We start from the raw sequence: 23554 nt of genomic DNA, 5'->3' as shown, positions 1-23554 counted from the left end.
CAAAGCGGTGTTAAGGCTTTTGCCGCGCCACGCGAATATCGGTTGATGTCAGCTGATAACGCCAAACATCGCGAGAATAGGAACCGTGCTTCATATAAAACTTCGACGACTTAAAGAACCGCGGATCAGTTGGCGGTTCGTATTGACCGGAAAGCGCTTTCACATTGTCCACAAAGACCGTCGCCCTAAAGCCAGCAGCACCATCCAACTCAAGAAGAACCTTCAGCTCATAGGCGGTTCCATCCCTTTTCAGGTGTGGGCCGGTATACTTGGCAGAAATCATTTGCCGATTTTCAACGCAGTCGTGCACGCCTTTGTCCAGCGAATAGGCACTGTAAAACAGCATGCGATTATTTGCGCGCCAGTCCAGCTTCAAAGGCGGAGCACATGACAACCGGCCATCGTGAATTTGAAACAGCGTGAAGTCTTTGTTCACAGGCGCCTTGAACTGGATAGTGGTCGAGAACAGATAGTTCATCGGTTGGTTGACTTTGATGTCAGACCCATAAATCTCGGCTCTTTGTGTGAAGGTCCCCCTACTCTCACAGAGGTTGTTGCTTGTTGAGAACGTATATGTTCTGCCCTTGCGCCTGATGGCGCCAGCGTCAACGCCGCATGAGATCTTCCAACCCATGTTCACGTTGCGCCATTTGCTTTGCGCAACAGCCCCGCTTGAAAAAGTGATCCCCGCAAAAACCAAAGCGGAGACCAAGGCGGCAAAACGTGTCATTCTTTAACTCCCCACCGATCAGATTGGGCCCAAAGCCGCCCATCCTGAACATCAGCGATAGCCCAAAGCGTCCAAAATCATAAGAATTGCACCCTTTTTGCGGCTGGCGCGCCCGCGCACACATTTTTCAAACAGGGGTCAGCCCAGCGATGTCTTGGGCAAGAATTGATGCCTGTTTGAAGGGCCGCATTCCGCGCAAAACAGACCTTGGAGCCTCCTTGGAGGCATGCCCGCTCCGTCCGCAGAGCGCCGCAGTCATACCCGCAATAGGTGGCGCCGCGTCTCAGAGCCCCGTAACGCGGTGGCCTGCATAGATTTCAACCAGCTTGGCCACGGCCGCCTCAGGCGGCAGCTCCTCGCTCTCGCCCGTGCGGCGGCTCGTGAGCTCGACAACCCCGTTCTTGAGGCCCCGCGGCCCCACGGTGATACGCCACGGCAGGCCGATCAGGTCCATGGTGGCAAACTTGCCGCCCGCGCGCTCGTTGCGGTCGTCATACAAAGGCTCAAGCCCCACCGCTTCCAGCGCGGCCTCAATCGCTTCGCAGGCCGCATCGGCCTCGGCGTCACCCTGCTTGAGGTTGACAATCCCTGCGTGAAACGGCGTCACGCCTTCGGGCCAGATGATGCCGTTGTCGTCATGGCTCGCCTCAATAATCGCACCCAAAAGGCGGCTCACACCAATCCCGTGGGAGCCCATATGCACCGGCACAGGCTTGCCATCCGGCCCCTGCACGGTTGCGCCCATGGCGTCGGAATACTTCGTGCCAAAATAGAAAATCTGGCCAACCTCGATGCCCCGCGCCACGCGGCGGCGCTCTTCGGGCACCTCGTTAAAGACCGCCTCGTCATGCGTCTCATCGGTGCGCGCATAGCGCGAGGTGAACTCTTCCAGCACCGCCTGACAGGCCAGCTTGTCGCTATAGTCAATCTCGCGGTCACCAAACTTGAGGTCGGTGATCTCGCGGTCATAAAAGACCTCGCTCTCGCCCGTCTCGGCCAGCACGAGAAACTCATGGGTGTCATCCCCGCCAATCGGCCCGGAGTCCGCACGCATCGGAATGGCCTGCAAACCCATCCGCTCATAGGTCCGCAAGTAGCTCACCAAATGGCGGTTGTAGGCGTGCAGCGCATCCTCTTTGGTGAGGTCGAAGTTATAGCCATCTTTCATATAGAATTCGCGGCCCCGCATAACCCCAAAACGCGGGCGCACCTCGTCGCGGAATTTCCACTGAATCTGATACATGGTCAGCGGCAGGTCTTTGTAGCTGCTCACATGGCTGCGGAAAATATCGGTGATCAGCTCTTCGGCGGTGGGCGTAAACAGCATATCGCGCCCGCCCCGGTCCTTGATGCGCAGCATCTCGTCGCCATAAGCGTCATAGCGCCCGCTCTCGCGCCAGAGGTCAGCGCTCTGGATCGTCGGCATGAGCATCGGCAAATGCCCCGCGCGCATCTGCTCCTCATGCACAATATTCTCGATCTTGCGCAGCACCTTGAAGCCCAATGGCAACCACGAGTAAATCCCCGCCGCCGACTGTTTGATCATCCCCGCCCGCAACATCAGACGATGCGAGACAATCTGCGCTTCCGCAGGGGTTTCTTTCAGAACGGGCAGAAAATAACGGCTCAGTCGCATTGGAAAACCTTATGTTTTGTTCCCCCCCCGTTTAGGCGCTCCTGCGCAGCGGAGCAAGAGGGCGATCATGCCCCCCAAAATCCCCGCGGGCCAAACAAGCGCCCAAGCCATATGGCGCCCAGTATGACGTCCAGTACGACGTCCAGTATAGCGTTTTGTATGGCGTCCAGTGTCTTTCTTATTGCTCCAAATATCCTCCCCGAAGGGCCGTCTCGCCACAAGCGGTGCCGCGTCAGGCCCTGTTCAACCTCAGTGTGCCTCCTGTGCGCCCCCTGTGACACGCGGCCCACCCGCCCTCTTGGGCCTGTCCCGGCGGGTATCGGAGCTGATTTTTTCCTGTGGCGGGGGTGGGCGGGTGGGCCGCCACAGGAAAAAATCAGCCCCAAACTCTGGCCAACAAGCCTCACATCACAGGGCAAGCGCTGCCTTCGCCCTTGCACTTGTGCGCCCGAAAAGGCATGTCTAGGTCTTCGTATAAAGGCATTCGTCATGGCACTACCTGTTCGCGACCAGCTCAAATATTGGGGCGTTGCCGCGCTCGGCTTCGGCGTGACGCTGTGGTTTCTGGGCGATGTGATTCTGCCCTTCGTGCTGGGCGGGGCCATTGCCTATTTTCTGGACCCGCTGGCTGATCGGCTCGAAAACGCCGGCTGCTCGCGGGCGCTGGCGACCACGCTCATCACCATTGTCGCGCTGCTGGTCTTCGTCATCCTCGCCCTGCTTGTGATTCCGATCATGATCGAACAGGCGGTCTCGCTCTTTAACACCGCGCCCAAATTGTTCAGCGATCTGCAAGACGCTCTCACCCTGCGCTTCCCGACCTTGATGGACGCCGACAGCACCCTGCGCAGCTCGCTGGTGGCCGTGGGCGAAACGGTCAAGGAGCGCGGTGGCGAGCTGCTGCAAAGCCTGCTCTCCTCGGCCATGTCGATCCTCAACCTGGTGATGCTGCTGGTGATCGTGCCGGTGGTGGCCTTCTATCTGCTTTATGATTGGGACCGCATGGTTGCGGCCATCGACGCAGCCCTGCCGCGCGACCACGCCCCGGTGATCCGCCAGCTTGCCCTTGATGTGGACCGCACGCTCGCAAGCTTTATCCGGGGCATGGGCACGGTCTGCCTGATTCTGGGCAGCTACTACGCGCTGGCGCTGATGCTGGTGGGCTTGCAATTCGGGCTGGTTGTGGGCTTTGTCGCCGGGCTTTTGACCTTTATTCCCTACCTCGGAGCCATCCTGGGCGGCGTTTTGGCCATCGGGCTGGCGCTCTTCCAGTTCTGGGGCGACTGGCTGTCGCTCGGGCTGGTTGTGGCGGTCTTTGTCATCGGACAAATGGTGGAGGGCAACCTCTTGACGCCCAAGCTCGTGGGCAAATCGGTCGGACTGCACCCCGTCTGGCTGATCTTTGCACTCTCTGTCTTTGGAACGCTGTTTGGCTTTGTCGGAATGCTCGTGGCTGTGCCCGTGGCCGCCGCGATCGGCGTCTTGACCCGGTTTGTGCTGGCGCTCTATCGCGACAGCCGGCTCTATCAAGGGTTGCAAGGACATTCCCCAGAGGCCGCGCTGCGCGCAGCCTCCGAGGCCACCCACCACAGGGCGACAGACGCCACCGAGGCCCAGCTCAACACAAAGGACAAGGACACGCCCCGCTGATGGCCCGCCAGCTAGCCTTTGATCTGCCCAGCGTGACCGCGCTGGGGCGCGATGATTTCTTCGTCTCCCCCGCCAATGCCGCCGCCGTGGCCAGCGTAGACAGCTGGCCGACCACGCGCTGGCGCACGCTTTTTCTGATCGGCCCCAAAGGCGCCGGCAAAACCCACCTCGCCCATGTCTGGAGTGCGCTCTCGGGGGCGGCGCATATTCAGGCCATAGCCCTGAGGCGGGCCGATATTCCCGCCCTCGCCGCGCACTGCCTGGTGGTGGAAGACGTGCAGCAGATCGCCGGCGATGACGCGGCAGAAACGGCGCTGTTTCACCTCTACAACCTCGCCAAAGCCGAGGGCGGCACGCTCCTGCTCACAGCAGAGTGCGAACCCCAAACGATGGGCCTCACCCTGCCCGATCTGGAAAGCCGCCTGCACCAGCTTGGCGGCGTGCAGCTGCGCGCGCCGGATGATGCGCTGCTTGCGGCCGTGCTGATGAAACTCTTCGCCGACCGCCAACTCAACCCGCGCCCAGATGTTATCCCCTATCTCACCCGCGCCATGGAGCGCAGCTTTGAAGCCGCCCGCACGATCGTGGAGGCGCTTGACACCCTCGCGCTCAGCGAGGGCCGCGACGTGAGCCGCAAACTGGCCAGTGAAGTGATGGAGCGGCAGGCCGAGCTTTTCTGATTTCGAACTGTGCTGCGCACAGTCCGACCCGCGGGGGGACGTTGTCCCCCCGCACCCCCCAAGCCGTTGCAAGGCAAAGGGAAGGATCGGTAGGGCGCGCGTGCTGCGCGGTTGAGAATGGATATTTATGGCAATAAGAAAGGCAGTGTGGACTTTGCCCTTGGGCAGGCGCATTATTTTGGCAATGCTCTTCAAGCTGTTACAAATGAAGCCTATATCACCGTCATGACTTACGCCGATTTTTTGAAAGCGCCTTTTGCGCAACCGCAGGTGCTGGAGGGCGATCTCGCCGGTCCGGCCCGCTTTATGAACCGCGAGCTCAGCTGGCTGGGCTTTAACTGGCGGGTGCTGGAGGAAGCCGAGAACCCGCGGGTGCCGCTTTTGGAGCGGCTCAGGTTCGTATCGATTTCGGCTACCAATCTTGACGAATTTTACACCGTGCGGGTCGCAGGGTTGCGCGAGATGGTCAATGAAGGGGTCACAACACCGGCCATCGACGGGCTCAGCCCCGCCGAGCAGCTGGTGTTGATCAATGACAATGCCCGCGAGCTCCTGGCCCGCCAGCAGGAGATTTTTGCCGCTCTCGGGGCCGATATGGCGGCCGAGGGGTTGCATATCTGCACCCGCGAGGGGCTGGACAAAGACGACAAGGCGCTGCTGCGCGAGGTCTTTTTGGAGCAGGTCTTTCCGGTGCTCTCCCCCCTGGCGATCGATCCGGCCCATCCGTTTCCGTTCATCCCCAACACCGGCTTCGCGCTGGCGCTGGAGCTTGAAAACGCCCGCGACAAGCGCAAACTTCAGGCGCTCTTGCCCATTCCCGCACAGATTGCTCGGTTTGTGGCGCTGCCTGCCCCGGAGGGGCAGATGCGCTTCTTGCCGCTGGAGGAGCTGTTGCTGGAGCACCTGCCCAGCCTCTTTCCCGGCTTCCGGCTCAAGGGGGCCTGCGGCTTCAGGGTCTTGCGCGACAGTGACCTTGAGGTGGAGGACGAGGCCGAAGACCTCGTGCGCGAGTTTGAAACCGCCCTCAAGCGGCGGCGGCGCGGCGAGGTTGTGCGCCTGACCATCTCCGCAGATGCCCCCGCGCGCCTGCTCAACATGATCCAGCGCGAGCTGCATGTCAGCGAAAACGAGATTGTCGAGATCAGCGGGATGCTCGGGCTCGCCGACCTCTCCGAGCTGGTGACAGACGCCCGCCCCGACCTCTTGTGGCCCGCCTTCACCCCGCGCATCCCCGAGCGGGTGCAGGACCACGAGGGCGATATCTTCGCCGCGATCCGCCAGAAAGACATGCTGCTGCACCACCCCTATGAGACCTTCGATATGGTCGTGCGCTTCTTGCAGCAAGCCGCGCGCGACCCTGATGTGGTTGCCATCAAGCAAACGCTCTACCGCACCTCGCGCGACAGCCCGATCGTGGAAGCGCTCTGCGAGGCCGCCGAAGAGGGCAAATCCGTCACCGCCCTTGTTGAGCTGAAAGCGCGCTTTGATGAGGCCGCCAACATCCGCCAGTCGCGCCGCCTTGAGCGCGCGGGGGCGCATGTGGTCTACGGCTTCCTCAACCTCAAAACCCACGCCAAAATCTCGACGGTGGTGCGCCGCGAAGGCGACCGCCTTGTCACCTATACCCACTATGGCACCGGCAATTACCATCCGATCACAGCGCGCATCTACACCGATCTGTCGCTCTTCACCTGTGATGCCGCCCTGGGGCGCGACGCCACCAAGGTCTTCAACTACCTGTCAGGCTATGTCGAGCCCGCCGCGCTGGAGAATCTGGCCATCTCCCCCCTCACCCTCAAGCCACGGCTGCTGGACATGATCACAGCCGAGGCCGCGCACGCCCGCGCTGGCCGGCCCGCACAGATCTGGGCCAAGATGAACTCGCTGATCGAGCCGGAAGTGATCGACGCGCTCTATGCCGCTTCCCAAGCCGGGGTGGAAATCAGCCTCGTCATCCGGGGGATCTGCGGCCTCAGGCCCGGCGTGAAAGGGCTGTCTGAAAACATCCGCGTCAAATCCATCGTCGGGCGCTTCCTGGAGCACTCGCGCATTGTCTGCTTCGGCGCAGGCCACGGGCTGCCGCACAAGAAATCGCGGGTCTTCATCTCCTCGGCAGATTGGATGGGGCGTAACCTCTCACGCCGCGTGGAAACTCTGGTGGAAATCAACACCCCCACCGTCAAGGCCCAGATCACCAGCCAGATCATGGCCGCCAATATGGCCGACACCGCCCAAAGCTGGGTCATGGATGCCTCAGGGCGCTTCACCCGCGAAGAGCTGCCCGACGGGGTGTTCAGCTTCAACTGTCACCGCTTTTTCATGGAAAACCCCTCGCTCTCCGGGCGCGGCTCTGCGGGGGCCTCTGATGTGCCCAAACTGACCCACGGCGAAGATTGAGCCGCAAAACTCACCCCGAAATTTGGTTAAAACGGCCCTAACCCACCGCACAGACCCCTTAACCAAAAAAGGCGCATCCCCCCGGTGCACGCGTGGTGCACGCCCTGTGCACGGGTTGCACCCCCCCTGTTGAGGCTGTCGAGGATTTGGCAAACGCTGCCTGCGCTGCCTTGACGCAAAGTTAACCTTTCTGCGCACGGTTGACGCAGTGTCCCCCGCGCGCCATAAGAGGCCCAAGCACGCTTCAGGAGCGCTGGGAATGAGCGAAAATCAAGCAAATTCAAGCGACTGGGGGCTTTTTGGCCGCCCGCTCTTCCAAGACCCAAAGGCCCGCGCCCTCTCCCGCGTTGGGGTTGTGGATGTGGGCTCCAACTCGGTGCGGCTGGTGGTTTTTGACGGGGCCGCGCGCTCGCCAGCATATTTTTTCAACGAGAAAGTCATGTGTGGCCTTGGCGAAGGCATTGGCGAAACAGGCCGGCTCAACCCGTCTGGGCGCACCCGCGCGCTCAGCGCCATTCGCCGCTTCCAGCGCCTCGCGGAGGGCATGAACACAGGGCCGCTCACGGCCGTGGCCACAGCGGCGGTGCGTGAGGCCGAAGATGGGCAGGAATTTCGCGACCTGGTCGAATCTGAAACCGGATTGCAGCTGCATGTGATTGACGGAACCGAAGAGGCGCGCCTGTCGGCACAGGGTGTTTTGCTAGGCTGGCCAGGGTCTTACGGGCTGGTCTGCGACATCGGGGGGTCCTCCATGGAACTGGCCGAGATCTCCGATGGCGTGGTGGGTAAACGGGTCAGCTCCTCGCTCGGCCCGCAACGGCTCATGAGCGTGAAGGGAGGGCGCAAAGCCCGCAAGGCGCTGATCCGCAGCACCATCCAGGAGCTCCACGCCCGGCTCGGCACACAACAAAACCGGCTGTTTCTGGTGGGCGGGTCCTGGCGCGCCATCGCCCGGATCGACATGCAGCGGCGCGGCTACCCGCTGCATGTGCTGCACGAATATCGCATGAGCCGCAAAGCTGTTTCGGCCACGGCAAAATATATCGCCGAGCAGGATGAGGACAGCCTCAAGGCTGAGTCGGGGGTGTCTGCAAGCCGTATGAAGCTTGTGCCGATTGCTTCAGAAGTTCTTAAGGAAGTGGTGCGAGAATTTCGTCCACGCGACATTGCCATCAGCTCTTACGGCATTCGCGAGGGAATGCTCTATGAGCAGATGCCCCAAAGCCTGCGCGACCGTGACCCGCTGATTGAGGCCTGTCGCTTCGCCGAATCAAAAGATGCGCGTTTGCCCGGGTTCGGGCGCACGCTCTATGAATTTATCCAGCCGCTGTTCAAGGCGGCTGCGCCCGAGCGGCTCAAGCTCATCAAGGCCGCCTGCTTGCTGCACGATGTCAGCTGGCGGGCGCATCCGGACTATCGCGCCGAAACCTGTTTCAACTTGGCCACACAGGCCAATCTTGCAGGCATCGGACACAATGAAAGGATCTTTCTGGGGCTGGCGCTGCTCTATCGCTACTCCAATTCGCGCATCACCACCGCGCGGTTTGAGCCCACCGCCGAGTTGCTTTCACAAGCAGAGCAGACGGCGGCAGAAACGGTCGGCAAGGCCATGCGCTTTGGGGCGATGCTCTGGCTGCAAAAAGATGCCCATATCGGCAAAATGCGCCTCTATCCCAAGAAGCGCGTTCTGGAGCTGAGCCTGAGCCGTGAGGCTGTGCCGCTGTTTGGCGAAGTGGCCGAAGCCCGGTTCACCTCGCTCGCACAAGCCTTGAAAGCTGAGCCTAAAATTGTTTTGAAACAATAGATTAAACCTCTTTTGCCGGCCCGGTCGGGCGTGTCTGAGCCTGAACGGAAAACACCGTTTCAGCGGCTAAAAAATGTCTTATTCGCCAAGTATACCCTGTCAGATCAGCCCCAAACGCCACAGCCCGTGGCCGTTATTGAGAGACAGGTTATGAAGCGTCTTTTTCTTGCCCTTTGTTTTTGCTGTTTTGCCAGCGCAACCCAAGCTGGCCCCGACAGCTACGCGCTCTTGCTGGGCTCCAAACATCTGGGCAGCTCGGAGTTCAACGAGGTCAATCCCGGCCTCTTTGCGACCTGGGAGCGCAAGCGCAGTGCACTCAGCCTGGGGGCCTATCTCAACAGCCACAAACGCCTGTCCATCTCGGCGACAAGTTACCGCCCGCTCGCCCGTTGGCGCACTGGCACGGCCGGGCTGTTTGGCGGCATCGCGCTCTATCCGGAAAACGGCCGCAGCCTCAAAACGCGTCTGGTGGGAGATGTGATTTTCCTGGGCGGGGTGCAGATCACCCAGGGTGCTTTCTTTGCCCAAATCGTCCCCCTCACAGACAGGGATTCTAAAGGCCTGCTGGCCTTCGGGCTGACCTTCAAGGCGCCTTGAACGCCGGCTTTTGGGGCGCTGATTTCTCCTGAATTTCCTCCCAGGCACGGTTGATCGCAATCAGCCGTTTTTCGGCGAGCTTCACGGCTTCCGGCGGCAAGCCGCGGGCCACAAACCTGTCGGGGTGGCTTTCCTGAACCAGCGCACGCCAGGCCTTGCGCACCTCGTTGAGCTCCGCCTGCGGGGACACGCCCAAAACGCTATATGGGTCCGCCTCGGCCTCCGGCACAAACCGGCTTCTGATCTGGCGAAATTCCCGTGTTTTAAGGCCAAAAATGCGGGCCACGGCCTGCAAATACTCATCTTCGTTGGGGTGGTAGCGCCCATCGGCCAGCGCGATATGAAACAAGCCTTCCAACAGGTCTCCCAGCGCGTCGTGACCGGCCCCAAACATCTCCCGCACCCTTGCAGCATAGTCTTCAAACCCGGCCACATCCTGGCGCGCAAGGTTGAACACCCGCGCCGCACCCGCCTCATCCTCGCGCCCGATCTGGAACACCTCGCGAAAGGCCATCACCTCGTCCCGCGTCACAAGCCCGTCGGCCTTGGCCATTTTTGCGCCCAAGGCAATCACCGCGATGGTAAAGGCCACAGAGCGCTCCGGCGGCGTGCGCAGCTGTGCAAAAACCGCACTCAGCGGTTCTCCCTGCGAGAGCGCCGAAACAGCGGCAGATATGCGGGTCCAGATTGACATGACCCAAGCTTAACGCCCCCTTGGCAGCGTGTCAGGGCGCAATCAGAGGAATTTCTGATAAAGATGCAAATCAAGCCACCGATCCGCCTTGCGCCCCACCTCAGGCAAGACAGCAAGCCGCTGAAAACCCGCGCGTTCGTGGAAGGCCTGCCCTTCCGGATTGGCTCCGCTCACCCCGCCGAAAAGCGTATGCGCGCCCTCGTGCCGCGCCGCCGCTTCCACTGCGGCCAGAAGCGCACGGCCCAGCCCCTGCCCGCGCGCCGCCCCCTCAAGGTGGACGGTATATTCCATCGCGTGTCGGTAGCCCGGCCCGCCGCGAAACTGGAAATAGCAGGCAAAGCCAAGCACTTGCCCGCCTGCCTCCGCCACATGCCAGCGCTCTGGGGCCGCCTGTATGACCTCTGCAAGCGCGGCGGCATCCTTGAGCTCGGTGGTAAAGGTGGCCAGCGTGTCGCGGATGATCGCATTCCAGATCGCAGCAATCGCGCCCGCATCTGCCGCCACAGCCCGCCGCACGCTCACAGGCGCACCTCGCGCCCCTCAGGCCCGCGCAAGACCGCCCGCAAACCTGCCTCAGGCCCGCGGATGATCTCTACGCGCGCGTCCTGCAAGCCTGCCAAAGCGGCGCGCAATCCCTCCGCATCGGGGTGGGTCAGCGTGAGCCGCTCAAGCTCCAGCCCCGAAGGGGCAAGCCGCGTGGCCGGATGCGCCGTGTCGCCCCAGTCAATCAAACCGGGGTGACATTGATCAAAGGGCAAAACACCGCCCTCAGCCTCGGCCATATCCCATGCCAGCGCACCGCGCGTGAGGGCAACAATGCCGTCAAACCCGGCGGGCACAGGCCCCTTGGCCAGCCCCGGAGAGCGGCACACCCAAGTCACGAGCCGTGGCGCGCCGGAAAAGCTGTCAAGCCCGAACCAGCGCGCGCCCTCAGGGGTGGCGGCCTCCGGATCAATCGCGATGACCTCAAGGTAAAGCCCGCCTGCCAGCCCCAAAAGCGCATTATGCGTGCCGTAGCGCGCATGTTGCCCACCCGCCTCAAGCGCCACGCCCAGGCGCGCCTCCGCCCAGGCCACCCCTTCGTCAAGCCGCTCGGCGGCGATCACCAGATGGTCAAACTCCAGCACAGTGTTAGCCGCGCGTTTCGCGGATGATGCGCAAGATATCCTCGGCCGCTTCTGGAATATTCGTGCCCGGCCCAAAGATCGCCTTCACACCGGCGTTCTTGAGGAAATCATAGTCCTGCTGCGGAATGACCCCGCCGCAAATCACAATGATATCGCCCGCATCCTTGGCCTTCAGCTCCTCAATGAGTTGGGGCGCAAGCGTCTTGTGCCCCGCCGCCTGGCTCGAAATTCCGACCACATGCACGTCATTGTCAATCGCGTCCTGCGCGGCCTCGGCAGGGGTCTGAAAGAGCGGGCCCACATCCACATCAAAGCCGATGTCGGCAAAGGCCGTGGCAATGACCTTTGCGCCACGGTCGTGTCCGTCTTGGCCCATTTTCACCACAAGCAAGCGCGGGCGGCGGCCCTCTTCCTCGGCAAAGGCCTCAATGCTCTTCTGGATCGCGGCAAAGCCCGCGTCGCCTTCATAGGCTGCGCCATAGACCCCTGCGAGCGTCTTCACTTCCGCGCGGTGGCGGCCGAATTCTTCTTCCATTGCCATGCTGATCTCTCCCACAGAGGCCCGCGCCCGCGCCGCTTCCACTGCGGCTTCAAGCAAGTTACCGCCCTCTTTGGCGCGGCGTGTCAGTTCTGCCAGCGCTGCTGCGCAGGCTGCCTCATCACGGCTGGTGCGGATGCTCTCCAAGCGCTTCACCTGGCTTTCGCGCACGGCCACATTGTCCACATCCAGAATGTCGATGGCGTCTTCCTTGGCGAGGCGGTATTTGTTCACGCCCACAATCACCTCTTCGCCACGGTCAATCGCCGCCTGACGGCGCGCAGCACTTTCTTCAATGCGCAGCTTGGGCATACCGGAGGCCACAGCCTTGGTCATGCCACCCATCTCCTCGACCTCTTCCATGAGCGCCCAGGCCTTTTCGGCCAGCTCGGCTGTCAGGCTCTCCACATAGTAAGAGCCTGCGAGGGGGTCGACGACATTGGTGATGCCGGTTTCTTCCTGCAAAATGAGCTGGGTGTTGCGGGCAATCCGCGCGCTAAACTCGGTGGGCAGCGCAATCGCCTCATCGAGCGCGTTGGTGTGCAGGCTTTGCGTGCCACCCAGCGCCGCTGCCATCGCCTCATAGGCGGTGCGGATCACGTTGTTGTAGGGGTCTTGCTCTTGCAAGCTCACACCCGATGTCTGACAATGGGTGCGCAGCATCTTGGAGCGCTCGCTCTTGGCGCCAAACTCTGTCATCACCTTATGCCACAGAAGCCGTGCCGCGCGCAGCTTGGCTGCTTCCATGAAAAAGTTCATGCCAATGGCAAAGAAGAAGCTCAAGCGCCCCGCAAACTTGTCCACATCCATGCCAGCCTCGATGGCCGCGCGCACATATTCGCGCCCGTCTGCCAGCGTGTAGGCCAGCTCCTGAACAAGGTTCGCCCCCGCCTCCTGCATGTGGTAGCCCGAGATGCTGATCGAGTTGAACTTCGGCATCTCGTTGGAGGTGAATTCGATAATGTCCGAGATGATCTTCATGCTCGGCTCGGGCGGATAGATATAGGTGTTGCGCACCATGAATTCTTTGAGAATATCGTTCTGGATCGTGCCCGACAGCACGGCACGGTCATGGCCCTGCTCTTCCCCCGTCACAATGAAGTTCGCCAAAATCGGAATGACCGCTCCGTTCATCGTCATCGAGACAGAGACCTTGTCCAGCGGAATGCCATCAAACAGGATCTTCATGTCCTCCACAGAGTCGATCGCCACACCGGCCTTGCCCACATCGCCCACAACGCGGGGGTGGTCGCTGTCATAGCCGCGGTGCGTGGCAAGGTCGAAGGCCACAGACACGCCCTGCTGCCCCGCGGCCAGCGCCTTGCGGTAAAAGGCGTTGCTTTCCTCGGCCGTGGAGAAGCCCGCATATTGGCGGATCGTCCAGGGGCGGCCGGCATACATGGTCGATTTCACGCCGCGTGTGAAAGGCCCGAAACCCGGGATGGACCCAAGATGGCTCATGCCCGCGAGGTCGTCCTCGAAATAGACGGGCTTGACCTCGATGTCCTCAAGGGTCTTCCACGTCAGATCGCTCAGCTTGCGGCCCCGCAGCTCTGTTTCAGCTTGCTTGGCCCAATCGTCTCGCTTGGTCATTGGTATGTCCTCTTTCTTTTGCCAACGTCAGGCTGATGCCTGCTTCTTTTGGCGCTTTTCTGTCAATCCATCGGGTGCGGCTGTTGGGTTTTGCCAGCCCCCAAAACACGTCATCTGCAAATCGTTCGTCCAAGGCCGCCAGCTGCGCGGCGCTGAAAGGCTGCCAGGCCCCTTTTGTGGCAGGCAGCGCGCGCGGGTCCTCGCCACGACGCCTCAATGAGCGGCGCAAACTGTCCAGATCCGGAGCGGCGTTCAACCTCAAAGGCGTTTCAAGTGCGTCAAAGCACCCCTCCTCGCCCAAAACAAGGCCCAGCCGTTGCTCGGGGCATTGGGCAAAATCTTCATACGGGTGCAGCTCGATCTCGGCAGCCGGGAAAACACTCGCCAGATCTGAGGCCACATCCTGCCAACTGCGGGCATTGGCGCTGATCTTCTCCAACCGCTGGGCATCCGGCAGCGCGGCACCGCGCTTGACGCCGTAAGCCAGCGCAGAGCGCCAATAATCGCTCAAAGGGCGCACCCCGAGCATCACCGTGTGCACCGGGCTGCCAAGCGCACGCGCAAAGCCCTGCAAGCGGCTCTGCACCTCGGGGTAGAGCGCCCCTGCGCGGATATTGCCGCGCACCGAGCCAATTGCGTTCTCCTCACTGATCACAAGTGTGTGCATCCCGCGCGCGCGCGCCATGGCCAAAGCACGCGCAATGCGGGGCCGTGCCGCGCGCACCGCAGCCTCGCTCACCCGCCCAGATGGGCCCGCATAAAGCCCCGCAAAAAGCCCCTCGTTGCGCAGCCGCTGCGGCCCCCAGAACCCGATCCCTCGACGGGCCAGGAGAGGGCTCTGAAGGCGCAGATAGTGCTGCAATGAGGTGGTCGCGCTGCGATGCGCGCCAAGATGAAAGATAACCCGCATGGTGCCTCGCCCCAAGTTGCCCCGCACAGGCAGACCCGGGCTGCCTGATATTCGGGCCTGAGTGTGGCGCAGCTTTTCTAAGCGTGTGCTTAACGACGAAGAAAAATCATCCAGAACCGTTTTTTGGGTCGTAAAGCGGCTATGAGCGCATATATCATAGCCAACAGGAGGCAGGATGTTTAGGGTCTTAAGCTTTGGAATTGCAGTCTTTTTTGCCAGCTTTGCCTGGGCTGAAAACCCGCGTGAAACGCTGGAGGCTGATAGGCTTATCGCTCCGGAAGAAGCAGATTTATCTCGATTTTTATGGGTAAATCGGCTGGTGATCGTTTTCGCGGAGGCCGAAAACGATCCGCGCTTCATGGAACAGATAGAGCTCTTGGCTGAGCGCCCGCAGGATCTGCTCGCGCGGGATGTCAAAATCGTGCTGGATTCAGACCCCACTGCGAATAACGCCTTGCGCACATTGTTCCGCCCGCGCGGCTTTATGCTGATGCTGGTGGGCAAGGACGGGCAGGTATATCTGCGCAAACCCTTGCCCTGGACCGTGCGCGAAATCTCGCGCTCCATCGACAAGCTCCCCCAGCGCCAACAAGAAATGCGCGACCGCCGCGACACAACCAACTGAGCGCCTAAACGTTGCCGCGCAGAAAAAAGGCCAGTTTTTCGGGCGGATACAGCAAGAGCAAGGCGTTCTCTTGGGGCAGATACACCATCTGCGCCGCAGGCGACATCAAAACGCGGTAATATCCGCGCATGATTTTCTCGTCCATGCAGTCGCGAGCCGGCCCGATCCCGGACGAGATCAACCCCAGCCCGTTGGACAGATCGCGGCTCATAATGGCTTCGCTCACCTGATGGGGCGTGAGCCCGGCAAGCGCGAATTGCACTGTTTGTTGCGCCTTCACCCGCGCCATCGCGGTTTCCAGCGTTGTTGCAAGCGGATAGGGTTTGCGAAATTCGCCCAGCGCGAGCGTGAAGACAGCCGCTGTGCAACTGCCCTTGGAGGTGAAGTGCATCGTCTCCAAAATATACAGCCGCCCGGACAGCTGCGCCTTCACCGCCTCTTCCGTGTCCAGATCGCAGCTTGCTGTAAAAACCAGTGCCAGCAGCGCGAGCAGGTAAATTTTCATGCCAAAGCCCCTCCAAGCAAGGCCAAACCTTGCTCAGACTAGCGCGAAGACCTTTCAAATGTCTTGACGCCTCTGTGGGGCTTTGGCGCATGGCTTATTCGAACTCCATGATCACTTCGTCCACCGCGAGGCTATCGCCCGGCGCGGCATTGATCTTGCTGACAATGCCCTTCTTCTCGGCGCGCAGGATGTTTTCCATCTTCATCGCCTCAACGGTGCAAAGCGCCTGGCCTTCCTGCACTTCATCTCCCTCGGCCACATCAATCTTCACGATCAGGCCGGGCATTGGGCACAGGAGCATCTTGGAGGTGTCCGGCGCGACCTTTTCAGGCATCCGCCGGGCCAGCTCGGCCTGACGCGGGGTGCGCACATGCACCTTGAGGTCCGCGCCACGGCTGCGAATGCGGAAGCCGCCAGAAACCTTGCCAACCTTGAGCACAAGCCCGCCCTCGCCCACGCTGAGCCGCGCGAGCTGATCGCCCGGGGTCCAGTCAGAGGCCACGCGCAGCGAGCTGCCATCTTCAAAGCCGACAGTGGAACCGGCCTTATCGGCGGCAATCGTCACGGGGTAGTCCTGCCCTTGAAGGCTCACAACCCAGTCCGTGCCCACCACCCGCTCGTGGTTGTCCATCCGTCCGGAAACACGGGTGCGGCGGATCTCGGCGACACGGTGCATCGCCGCCGCACTCGCCGCAATAGCGCGCAGCGCGGCCTCATCCAGCTCGACGCCTTCAAACCCTTCAGGATACTGCTCTTCGATAAAGGCCGTGGTCATTTCGCCCTTGATGAAAATATCATGGTCCATCACCGCGCTCAGGAACGGCAGGTTGTGGCCGATCCCTTCCAGCTCAAAGCCGTCCAGCGCATCGCGCATATGGGCAATCGCCTCGCCGCGCGTCGGGGCCCATGTGCAGAGCTTGGCGATCATCGGGTCATAAAACATGCTGATCTCGCCGCCCTCATAGACGCCGGTATCATTGCGCACGGCAAAATCACCGGCGGGGGCATCGCCTTGCCACTTGCCATTGTCATGCAGCGGGCCAGAGGCTGTCTCGGCAGGCGGGCGGTAGCGTGTGAGGCGGCCGATCGAGGGCAAGAAGCCGCGGTAAGGGTCTTCGGCGTAAAGACGGTTTTCAATCGCCCAGCCGGTCAGCTTCACGTCCTCCTGAGCCATGGCCAGTTTCTCGCCGTAAGCCACGCGGATCATCTGCTCCACAAGGTCAACGCCTGTGATCAGCTCGGTCACAGGGTGCTCCACCTGCAGGCGCGTGTTCATTTCGAGGAAATAGAAGTTCTTATCGCCATCGACAATGAATTCCACCGTGCCGGCGCTGGCATAATCCACCGCTTTGGCCAGGGCGACCGCCTGCTCGCCCATCGCCTTGCGCGTGGCTTCATCAAGGAAGGGGCTCGGGGCCTCTTCCACAACCTTCTGGTTGCGCCGCTGGATAGAGCACTCCCGCTCGCCAAGGTAAATTCCGTTGCCGTGGCCGTCGCAAAGCACCTGAATTTCGATATGGCGCGGCTGGGTGACAAATTTCTCGATGAAAATACGGTCGTCGCCAAAAGAGCTCGCGGCTTCGTTCTTGGAGCTCTGGAAGCCCTCGCGCGCTTCGCTGTCAGACCAGGCAATCCGCATCCCCTTGCCGCCGCCGCCCGCAGAGGCCTTGATCATCACCGGATAACCGATCTCGTTGGAGATTTTCACAGCCTCGTCCGCGTCGGCAATGAGGCCCATGTAGCCCGGAACCGTGCTCACGCCCGCCTCTTGGGCGATCTTCTTGGAGGTGATCTTGTCGCCCATCTTTTCAATCGCGCCAACAGGTGGCCCGATAAAGGCCACGCCCGCCGCCTCAAGCGCCTCGGCAAACTTGGAGTTCTCCGAGAGGAACCCATAGCCCGGGTGCACCGCTTCCGCACCGGTTTCCTTGATGGCGCGCATGACATTGTCGATCACAATATAGGACTGGTTCGCCGGGGGCGGCCCGATGTGCACGGCCTCATCGGCCATCTGCACATGCAGCGCCTGACGGTCCGCATCCGAATAGATGGCGACCGTCTTGATCCCCATTTTCTTGGCTGTTTTGATCACGCGACACGCGATCTCGCCGCGGTTTGCAATCAGGATCTTCTTAAACATGTTCCGTCCCCTTTTTATCGGTCGTGCGCGCAGCGCCTAGGCTGCACATTGGTCGTGAAAAGCCTGCGACACAGCATCCTGCGTCAGGCCCATTGTGTGAAATAGTCTCTCCAAGCGCGCCAGCACGCCCACCAAGCCATGGCCAGCGGGGCTTGTGCAGCGCCCTTTGCAGCCCCCCCAACCCGCTCATGCCTGGCCTTCCAAAACATATGTGCCGTCAAAGATGTCTGGAAAGGACACGCGTGCCACATCCACATCAATGCGCAAAAGCGCCTCATAGCACGCCGGATCAAACGGATCTTCTGCCGCCACCACTTCGCGGCCAAACAACCAGGACAGACGGCCCGCATCCAGATTGCCCCGCTCAAACGGGGCCTCCCCAAACTGCGTCCAGAGCGCCGCCATAAAACCAACATCCGCGCGCTTGTCGGCGGGGCGGCGGTCACGGTAGCGCTCGCGTGCTGTGATCGGTGTAACCCCCCGCGGGTTTGCGCGGCGGATCACAAATTGAAAATCTGTCCCCGACAACCGGCCAGGAAAACCGCGATGTTTCAGCATGGTGCAAGCTCCTGCTTGATACAGACCAAAGATGCGCGCATCCCGCGCCCAGACCTAAGCCACAATTTCATCAATACGCCTCCCAGTGACAGCGGCCGTCTTTGAGCGAAAACTGCTCAAAATACTGAACGGCCTCAGGGTCAGAGACCCCAAAATCAACTGGCCTGTCGGACATGGAAATCACAACGCGGTCAATGCGGTGTGTTTCCCGTTCCAGCTGCGGGACCGCATATTGCGCGCAAAGCACTGCAAAATCCCCGGCAAAATCGGCAGGATCCATGTTTTCAGTGCGCGCAATCTGGGGCACCACAAAGCGGAAGCGCGCATAGTTCAACACACCATCCGGCTGCAACTCCACAAAGGCTTCCAACACCTCCGCCTTCAGCCCCGAGGGCAAACGTGGCACCTCCTGTGCCTGCACAGAGAAGCCTGCCAGGCACAGGCCTGCCCAGAAAAGAGAACCGGCGGAAACGCGCATTCCAATACCCCTAAAGCGGAATATTGTCGTGTTTTTTCCACGGCATAGAGAGCTTCTTGTTGCGCAAGCTCGCAAAGGCACGGCTCACCCGCTTGCGCGTGCTCTGTGGCATGATCACCTCGTCGATAAAGCCGCGCTCAGCCGCCACAAACGGGTTGGCGAAACGCTCTTCATAATCGGCCGCGTGCTGGGCGATTTTGTCAGCGTCACCTGCATCCGCGCGGTGGATGATCTCGGTTGCGCCCTTCGCGCCCATCACCGCAATTTCCGATGTCGGCCAAGCGTAGTTGATATCGCCCTGCAAGTGCTTGGAGCTCATCACAACATAAGCCCCGCCATAGGCCTTGCGCGTGATCACTGTGACCTTGGGCACAGTCGCCTCGCCATAAGCAAAGAGCAGCTTGGCCCCGTGCTTGATCACGCCGCGATATTCCTGACCGGTTCCCGGCAAGAAGCCGGGGACATCCACAAGCGTGAGAATCGGAATTTCAAAGCAATCACAGAAGCGCACAAACCGCGCCGCCTTGCGCGAGCTGTCAATATCCAAGACACCGGCAAGCACCATCGGCTGGTTGGCCACAACACCAACGGTCTGGCCCTCAAGGCGGATAAATCCGGTGATGATATTGCCCGCGAAATCCTCTTGAATCTCGTAAAAATCGCCCTCATCGGCAATCTTCAGGATGAGCTCTTTCATGTCATAGGGCTGGTTCGGGTTTTCCGGAATCAGCGTGTCCAAGCTGGCCTCGGCGCGGTGCGGTTCGTCAAAGAACGGGCGCACCGGCGGCTTTTGCTGGTTGTTCATCGGCAGGAAATCCACCAAGCGGCGCACCTCTGCAATCGCCTCGACGTCATTTTCAAAGGCCGCATCGGCCACAGATGACTTCTTGGTATGGGTTGAGGCCCCGCCCAGCTCTTCAGAGGTCACCTGCTCATTGGTCACTGTCTTTACAACGTCCGGTCCGGTGACAAACATGTAAGAGCTGTCTTTCACCATGAAGATAAAGTCGGTCATCGCCGGCGAATACACCGCCCCCCCCGCACAGGGGCCCATGATGAGGCTGATCTGCGGAACAACGCCGGAAGCCTGGATATTGCGTTTGAAGACTTCGCCGTAGCCCGCAAGGCTATCAACACCCTCCTGGATACGCGCGCCACCAGAATCATTGATCCCGATCACCGGCGCACCGTTTTGCATCGCCATATCCATGATCTTGCAAATCTTTTCAGCGTGGGTCGCAGAGACAGAGCCTCCCAGCACCGTGAAATCTTGGGAGAAAACGTAAACCATCCGGCCATTGATGGTGCCCCAACCGGTGATCACGCCGTCGCCCGCAGGCTTTTGCTGATCCATGCCAAAATCTGTGCAGCGATGGGTTTTGAACATGTCAAACTCTTCAAAGCTGCCTTCATCCAGCAACAGTTCGACCCGCTCGCGCGCCGTCAATTTGCCCTTACTGTGCTGTGCGGCAATCCGCTTCTCGCCGCCGCCAAGCTGCGCCTGCGCACGGTGCTCTTCGAGCTTCTGGAGAATGTCTTTCATCATACGTCCCCTTTTGGTTTGCTCCTCTATAAAGCTTGCCAGCCGGTCAAAAAAGACCAAAGAGGCAAATTTGCAAAATTGTGTCCGAAAATTTTTGGCAAATTGCAAAACTGCAAATTGCGCAATGGCATAACACCCCGATCTGGACTCTTGCCCGCCTGCGCCCTAGGCCGGTTGCATGAGAGAGTTTCCAAAGAGTCGCCTCTTTGACCGGGCGACACCCCCCCACATCCTGACGCTGGTGTGCCTCACCGGGCTTTCAGCACTGGCGATGAATGTCTTTTTGCCCTCCCTCGATGGCATGGCCGCCTATTTCAATGCCGAATATGCCTTCATTCAGCTCTCCGTCGCCCTCTATCTTGCGATCAACGGCTTCTTGCAGCTGTTCATCGGCCCCATCTCGGATAAATACGGCCGCCGGGTTGTCATTCTTTGGGGGCTTGGCCTGTTCAATCTTGCCACACTCGGCTGCATTTTGGCGCCCAACGCCGAAATCTTCATGATTTTCCGGATGCTTCAGGCGGTTATTGCCGTCGCCATGGTGCTGGCCCGCGCCATTGTGCGCGACATCTACCCACAAGACCAAGCCGCCTCGATGCTGGGCTATGTCACCATGGGCATGTCCCTTGTGCCCATGATCGCTCCCGCCATCGGCGGTGTGCTGGAGGTTCGCTACGGCTGGCACGCAAGCTTCTGGATGCTGCTGGCCCTCGGCCTTGCCCTTTTCGTGATCTGCTGGCGCGATCTCGCCGAAACCGCGCCCCCCAGCAACAACAGCCTGCGTCAGCAATTCGCGGAATACCCCGAGCTGCTCAGATCGCCGCGTTTCTGGGGCTATTGCATGGCGTCGGCGCTTTCGTCGGGAGCCTTCTTTGCCTATCTTGGAGGGGCGCCCTTCGTGGGCGTAAAGGTCTATCAGCTGAGCCCGGATGAGTTGGGCCTCTATTTCGCCGCCCCCGGTGCGGGCTACTTTCTTGGCAACTTCATCACCGCCCGCTATTCGGTGCGCGTGGGCCTCACGGCAATGATTTTCTGGGGCAACGCGCTGTGTGCGGTGGCGCTCCTGCCTGCGCTGATACTCAGCTTTGCCGGCGCCGGCTCCGCCGCAGCCTTTTTCGGCAGTGTGATGATTTTGGGCATCGGCAACGGCATGGTCATCCCCAATGCGCAGGCCGGAATGTTGTCGGTGCGCCCCCATCTTGCCGGAACAGCCTCCGGCCTTGGCAGTGCCATCATGATCGGCGGCGGCGCCGCGCTCTCAGCCCTCGCCGGCACGCTGCTCAAGCCTGGCTCCACCGACCTACCCCTTGTGAGCCTGATGATGATCTGTTGCCTCGCAGCCCTCGGAGTCATCCTGCTCGTCACCCGGCGCGAAAACCGCCTGCGCCTCTGAGCCGCCCGCTCTCAGGTTTCTTCTGTTTTTACATGTCCCACGAACACCCCTGGGGGATCCTTCAAAAGCCTTGGCGTTAAAAGATGGGGGCCGGCGCCCAATGGTCGGAATTTGCGCAGCAAAATTTGAAACCACAGCTTGCCAGAAAAGCTTTGCAAAGGCACAGTCTCTCAATAGCTAATTTGCAAAGCGACAGGCCCACCATGCCCCAACAAAAGCTCTATGCCGGCGCAAAACTGCGCGAAACCCGCAATCGCCTCAATCTCACCCAAAAAGACTTTGCCCAGAAACTGGGCGTCTCCCTGCCCTATCTCAACCAGATGGAGAACAACAAACGCCCGGTTTCCGCAACGGTGGTGCTGGGCCTTGCGCAGGAATTTGGCTTTGATGTCACAGAGCTCACATCCGCCGACAGCGAGCGGCTGGTTTCTGACATGCGCGAGGCCATGGCTGATCCGATGTTTGCAGAAGATCCTCCCCCCCTCGCCGATCTGCGCCTGACAGCCTCAAATGCGCCGGGGCTGGCGCGTGCCTTTCTGGCGCTGCACAATGCCTACCGCCAAACCCATGAACGTCTGGCCTCGCTCGATGAGGCCCTCGGACGCGAAGACGCCCGCCCCCAAGCCAGCCCTTGGGATGAGGTGCGCGATTTCTTTCACTACTGCGACAACTACATTGATGCCGTCGACCGCGCCGCAGAGCATTTCGCGGCTCAAAGCAGCGATATTCGCCAGACAGCGGTGCGTGCGCTGCGCGAAGAAGGCATCACCGTCCACGAGCTTGACCGCCCCGAGCTGCGCAATTTTGAGCGTGAAACGCGCACCCTCACCTTGTCGACACGAACGAGCCTTGGCACCCGCAACTTCCAGCTCCTCTTGCAGCTCGCCCTGCTGAAGCAAGACAAGCTCATCGAGGCCACCCTCGATCTGGCCCGCTTCCAATCTGCCGAAGCGCGCACCATTGCCAAAATCGGCCTTGCCAACTACTTCGCCGGGGCCGCTCTCATGCCTTACACCGCGTTTCTCACCGCCGCGCGCGAAACCCGCCATGACCTGGAGATGCTCGCCCGCCGCTTCGGGGCCTCCATTGAGCAGGTCGCCCACCGCCTCTCAACCCTGCAACGGCCCGGTGCCAAAGGCGTGCCTTTCTTTTTCGTGCGCGTGGATCAGGCCGGCACCATCACAAAGCGCCATTCCGCCACACGGCTGCAATTTGCCCGCTTTGGCGGGGCCTGCCCGCTTTGGAATGTGCACCGCGCCTTTGAAACTCCGGGGCGTTTTTTGCGCCAGCTCGCCGAGACCCCGGATGGCGTGCGCTACATCTCCATTGCCCGCGATGTCAGCAAGACAGGCGGCCAGTTCGGCGCGCCCACGCGCCGCTTCGCCATTGCGCTTGGCTGCGACATCGCCCATGCCAGCGATATTGTCTACGCCGACGGGCTGGATGTGAGCGAGCGCCAGAGCTTTGAGCCGATCGGCATTTCCTGCCGGATCTGCGAGCGCACAAGCTGCCACCAACGGTCCGTGCCGCCGCTTGAACGCCGCCTCACCATCAACCCCGACAGCCGTGGCATTCTGCCGTATGATGTCGGCTAATTCAAAAGGGCAGCAGGTCTCCCAGCTGCCCCTCGCCTTATCCGCCCAACGCGCCTCTGGGCGCTGTCAGGCCGACAACAACTTGTAAATCTCGTCCTTCAGGGCACCGCGCCGCTTGCGCATTTCCTCCTCCGCAAATTGCCCCACCGGCTCCACATTGGTCTCTGCGCGGTGCACCGCGCGGTTCACTTCGTGGTAGGTCTCTGCCAAACGTGCAAAATGCGCATCCGCAACCTTCAGCGCGCTCATTTTGTCGGCAAATTCCGGGAATTCCTCGATCAATTCGTGAGGTGTGTTTGACATGGCGTAACTCCTGTTCTGATGTCACCCAAGAGCCTAGCGCGCGGCAAAGCGGGGCACT

At 60.7% G+C, this 23554-nt stretch carries 21 protein-coding genes; 8 read left to right on the top strand and 13 right to left on the bottom strand.

From position 1 onward, the window contains the following. Positions 1-10 precede the first annotated feature (10 nt). Both Q0478_RS08135 and proS read right to left on the bottom strand, forming a co-directional pair. Complete coding sequence (locus Q0478_RS08135; protein ID WP_298678138.1) at positions 11-730, bottom strand: hypothetical protein; 720 nt, start codon at positions 728-730, stop codon at positions 11-13. Between the two features lie 283 nt (positions 731-1013). Further along, positions 1014-2366 carry a proline--tRNA ligase gene (gene proS, locus Q0478_RS08130; RefSeq protein ID WP_298678136.1) on the bottom strand — a complete coding sequence of 451 codons (1353 nt, stop codon included), beginning with the start codon at positions 2364-2366 and terminating at the stop codon, positions 1014-1016. A gap of 489 nt (positions 2367-2855) precedes the next feature. Between proS and Q0478_RS08125 the strand changes: the two genes are divergently transcribed. From Q0478_RS08125 to Q0478_RS08105, 5 genes are all read left to right on the top strand, one after another. Next, on the top strand, positions 2856-4016 hold the full coding sequence (locus tag Q0478_RS08125) for an AI-2E family transporter (protein ID WP_298678133.1): 1161 nt from the start codon (positions 2856-2858) through the stop codon (positions 4014-4016). Next, positions 4016-4696, top strand: a complete 681-nt coding sequence (locus tag Q0478_RS08120) for a DnaA/Hda family protein (RefSeq protein WP_298678131.1) — start codon at positions 4016-4018, stop codon at positions 4694-4696. The genes Q0478_RS08125 and Q0478_RS08120 overlap by 1 nt, the downstream gene beginning before the upstream one ends. A gap of 225 nt (positions 4697-4921) precedes the next feature. Then, positions 4922-7093, top strand: coding sequence for an RNA degradosome polyphosphate kinase (locus Q0478_RS08115; RefSeq protein ID WP_298678619.1), 2172 nt, complete (start codon positions 4922-4924; stop codon positions 7091-7093). 259 nt (positions 7094-7352) lie between these two features. Further along, complete coding sequence (locus Q0478_RS08110; protein ID WP_298678128.1) at positions 7353-8897, top strand: Ppx/GppA family phosphatase; 1545 nt, start codon at positions 7353-7355, stop codon at positions 8895-8897. 150 nt (positions 8898-9047) lie between these two features. After that, on the top strand, positions 9048-9494 hold the full coding sequence (locus Q0478_RS08105) for a hypothetical protein (RefSeq protein WP_298678125.1): 447 nt from the start codon (positions 9048-9050) through the stop codon (positions 9492-9494). Here Q0478_RS08105 and Q0478_RS08100 read toward each other — a convergent pair. From Q0478_RS08100 to Q0478_RS08080, 5 genes are read right to left on the bottom strand one after another with little or no spacing between them, the layout of a single operon-like run. Then, complete coding sequence (locus tag Q0478_RS08100) at positions 9481-10188, bottom strand: molecular chaperone DjiA (RefSeq protein WP_298678122.1); 708 nt, start codon at positions 10186-10188, stop codon at positions 9481-9483. The genes Q0478_RS08105 and Q0478_RS08100 overlap by 14 nt on opposite strands. 42 nt (positions 10189-10230) lie before the next feature. Beyond that, the gene (locus Q0478_RS08095; protein WP_298678120.1) at positions 10231-10710 is read right to left on the bottom strand and encodes a GNAT family N-acetyltransferase; all 480 of its coding nucleotides are present in this window, start codon (positions 10708-10710) and stop codon (positions 10231-10233) included. Beyond that, positions 10707-11315, bottom strand: coding sequence for a VOC family protein (locus tag Q0478_RS08090; RefSeq protein ID WP_298678117.1), 609 nt, complete (start codon positions 11313-11315; stop codon positions 10707-10709). Before Q0478_RS08090 ends, Q0478_RS08095 begins: the two co-directional genes overlap by 4 nt. Positions 11316-11319: 4 nt before the next feature. Further along, complete coding sequence (scpA, locus tag Q0478_RS08085) at positions 11320-13446, bottom strand: methylmalonyl-CoA mutase (RefSeq protein ID WP_298678114.1); 2127 nt, start codon at positions 13444-13446, stop codon at positions 11320-11322. Beyond that, positions 13412-14356: a hypothetical protein gene (locus Q0478_RS08080; RefSeq protein ID WP_298678111.1), complete on the bottom strand. Its 945-nt coding sequence runs from the start codon at positions 14354-14356 to the stop codon at positions 13412-13414. The genes scpA and Q0478_RS08080 overlap by 35 nt, the downstream gene beginning before the upstream one ends. A gap of 175 nt (positions 14357-14531) precedes the next feature. On the opposite strand from Q0478_RS08080, the gene Q0478_RS08075 reads away from it, so the two are divergent. Then, entirely contained in the window at positions 14532-14981 is a 450-nt protein-coding gene (locus Q0478_RS08075; protein ID WP_298678108.1) for a DUF4174 domain-containing protein, read from the top strand. A 4-nt stretch (positions 14982-14985) separates the two neighbouring features. Here Q0478_RS08075 and Q0478_RS08070 read toward each other — a convergent pair whose 3' ends face one another. The 5 genes from Q0478_RS08070 to Q0478_RS08050 all read right to left on the bottom strand — a co-directional run bounded on the left by Q0478_RS08070 (position 14986) and on the right by Q0478_RS08050 (position 20205). Continuing rightward, positions 14986-15486, bottom strand: coding sequence for a hypothetical protein (locus Q0478_RS08070; protein ID WP_298678105.1), 501 nt, complete (start codon positions 15484-15486; stop codon positions 14986-14988). Positions 15487-15580: 94 nt separating this feature from the next. After that, entirely contained in the window at positions 15581-17626 is a 2046-nt protein-coding gene (locus tag Q0478_RS08065; protein WP_298678103.1) for an acetyl/propionyl/methylcrotonyl-CoA carboxylase subunit alpha, read from the bottom strand. 186 nt (positions 17627-17812) lie between these two features. Beyond that, entirely contained in the window at positions 17813-18184 is a 372-nt protein-coding gene (locus tag Q0478_RS08060) for a hypothetical protein (protein ID WP_298678101.1), read from the bottom strand. A 70-nt stretch (positions 18185-18254) separates the two neighbouring features. Beyond that, positions 18255-18662 (bottom strand): DUF6497 family protein, encoded by a 408-nt coding sequence (locus tag Q0478_RS08055; protein WP_298678098.1) that lies wholly within the window; start codon positions 18660-18662, stop codon positions 18255-18257. 10 nt (positions 18663-18672) lie between these two features. Next, the gene (locus tag Q0478_RS08050; protein ID WP_298678096.1) at positions 18673-20205 is read right to left on the bottom strand and encodes an acyl-CoA carboxylase subunit beta; all 1533 of its coding nucleotides are present in this window, start codon (positions 20203-20205) and stop codon (positions 18673-18675) included. A gap of 178 nt (positions 20206-20383) precedes the next feature. Here Q0478_RS08050 and Q0478_RS08045 point away from each other — a divergent pair, with 178 nt between their 5' ends. After that, positions 20384-21598: a multidrug effflux MFS transporter gene (locus tag Q0478_RS08045; protein ID WP_298678093.1), complete on the top strand. Its 1215-nt coding sequence runs from the start codon at positions 20384-20386 to the stop codon at positions 21596-21598. Positions 21599-21801: 203 nt separating this feature from the next. After that, entirely contained in the window at positions 21802-23193 is a 1392-nt protein-coding gene (locus Q0478_RS08040; protein ID WP_298678090.1) for a short-chain fatty acyl-CoA regulator family protein, read from the top strand. A gap of 66 nt (positions 23194-23259) precedes the next feature. On the opposite strand, the gene Q0478_RS08035 is transcribed toward Q0478_RS08040, so the two are convergent. Next, positions 23260-23496 carry a YdcH family protein gene (locus tag Q0478_RS08035; RefSeq protein WP_298678087.1) on the bottom strand — a complete coding sequence of 79 codons (237 nt, stop codon included), beginning with the start codon at positions 23494-23496 and terminating at the stop codon, positions 23260-23262. Positions 23497-23554: the final 58 nt, after the last annotated feature.

The sequence above is a fragment of the uncultured Lentibacter sp. genome, from assembly GCF_937123735.1.
Lineage (GTDB): Bacteria > Pseudomonadota > Alphaproteobacteria > Rhodobacterales > Rhodobacteraceae > Lentibacter.
The sequence above is the reverse complement of the archived record's forward strand: the minus strand, read 5'-3'. Positions and strand labels throughout refer to the sequence as shown.

Excerpts from the sequence above, each read along its gene's own strand:
- Q0478_RS08135 (WP_298678138.1), bottom strand. The coding sequence starts at position 730 with ATGACACGTTTTGCCGCCTTGGTCTCCGCTTTGGTTTTTGCGGGGATC.
- proS (WP_298678136.1), bottom strand. The coding sequence starts at position 2,366 with ATGCGACTGAGCCGTTATTTTCTGCCCGTTCTGAAAGAAACCCCTGCG.
- Q0478_RS08125 (WP_298678133.1), top strand. The coding sequence starts at position 2,856 with ATGGCACTACCTGTTCGCGACCAGCTCAAATATTGGGGCGTTGCCGCG.
- Q0478_RS08120 (WP_298678131.1), top strand. The coding sequence starts at position 4,016 with ATGGCCCGCCAGCTAGCCTTTGATCTGCCCAGCGTGACCGCGCTGGGG.
- Q0478_RS08115 (WP_298678619.1), top strand. The coding sequence starts at position 4,922 with ATGACTTACGCCGATTTTTTGAAAGCGCCTTTTGCGCAACCGCAGGTG.
- Q0478_RS08110 (WP_298678128.1), top strand. The coding sequence starts at position 7,353 with ATGAGCGAAAATCAAGCAAATTCAAGCGACTGGGGGCTTTTTGGCCGC.
- Q0478_RS08105 (WP_298678125.1), top strand. The coding sequence starts at position 9,048 with ATGAAGCGTCTTTTTCTTGCCCTTTGTTTTTGCTGTTTTGCCAGCGCA.
- Q0478_RS08100 (WP_298678122.1), bottom strand. The coding sequence starts at position 10,188 with ATGTCAATCTGGACCCGCATATCTGCCGCTGTTTCGGCGCTCTCGCAG.
- scpA (WP_298678114.1), bottom strand. The coding sequence starts at position 13,446 with ATGACCAAGCGAGACGATTGGGCCAAGCAAGCTGAAACAGAGCTGCGG.
- Q0478_RS08080 (WP_298678111.1), bottom strand. The coding sequence starts at position 14,356 with ATGCGGGTTATCTTTCATCTTGGCGCGCATCGCAGCGCGACCACCTCA.
- Q0478_RS08075 (WP_298678108.1), top strand. The coding sequence starts at position 14,532 with ATGTTTAGGGTCTTAAGCTTTGGAATTGCAGTCTTTTTTGCCAGCTTT.
- Q0478_RS08070 (WP_298678105.1), bottom strand. The coding sequence starts at position 15,486 with ATGAAAATTTACCTGCTCGCGCTGCTGGCACTGGTTTTTACAGCAAGC.
- Q0478_RS08065 (WP_298678103.1), bottom strand. The coding sequence starts at position 17,626 with ATGTTTAAGAAGATCCTGATTGCAAACCGCGGCGAGATCGCGTGTCGC.
- Q0478_RS08060 (WP_298678101.1), bottom strand. The coding sequence starts at position 18,184 with ATGCTGAAACATCGCGGTTTTCCTGGCCGGTTGTCGGGGACAGATTTT.
- Q0478_RS08055 (WP_298678098.1), bottom strand. The coding sequence starts at position 18,662 with ATGCGCGTTTCCGCCGGTTCTCTTTTCTGGGCAGGCCTGTGCCTGGCA.
- Q0478_RS08050 (WP_298678096.1), bottom strand. The coding sequence starts at position 20,205 with ATGAAAGACATTCTCCAGAAGCTCGAAGAGCACCGTGCGCAGGCGCAG.
- Q0478_RS08045 (WP_298678093.1), top strand. The coding sequence starts at position 20,384 with ATGAGAGAGTTTCCAAAGAGTCGCCTCTTTGACCGGGCGACACCCCCC.
- Q0478_RS08040 (WP_298678090.1), top strand. The coding sequence starts at position 21,802 with ATGCCCCAACAAAAGCTCTATGCCGGCGCAAAACTGCGCGAAACCCGC.
- Q0478_RS08035 (WP_298678087.1), bottom strand. The coding sequence starts at position 23,496 with ATGTCAAACACACCTCACGAATTGATCGAGGAATTCCCGGAATTTGCC.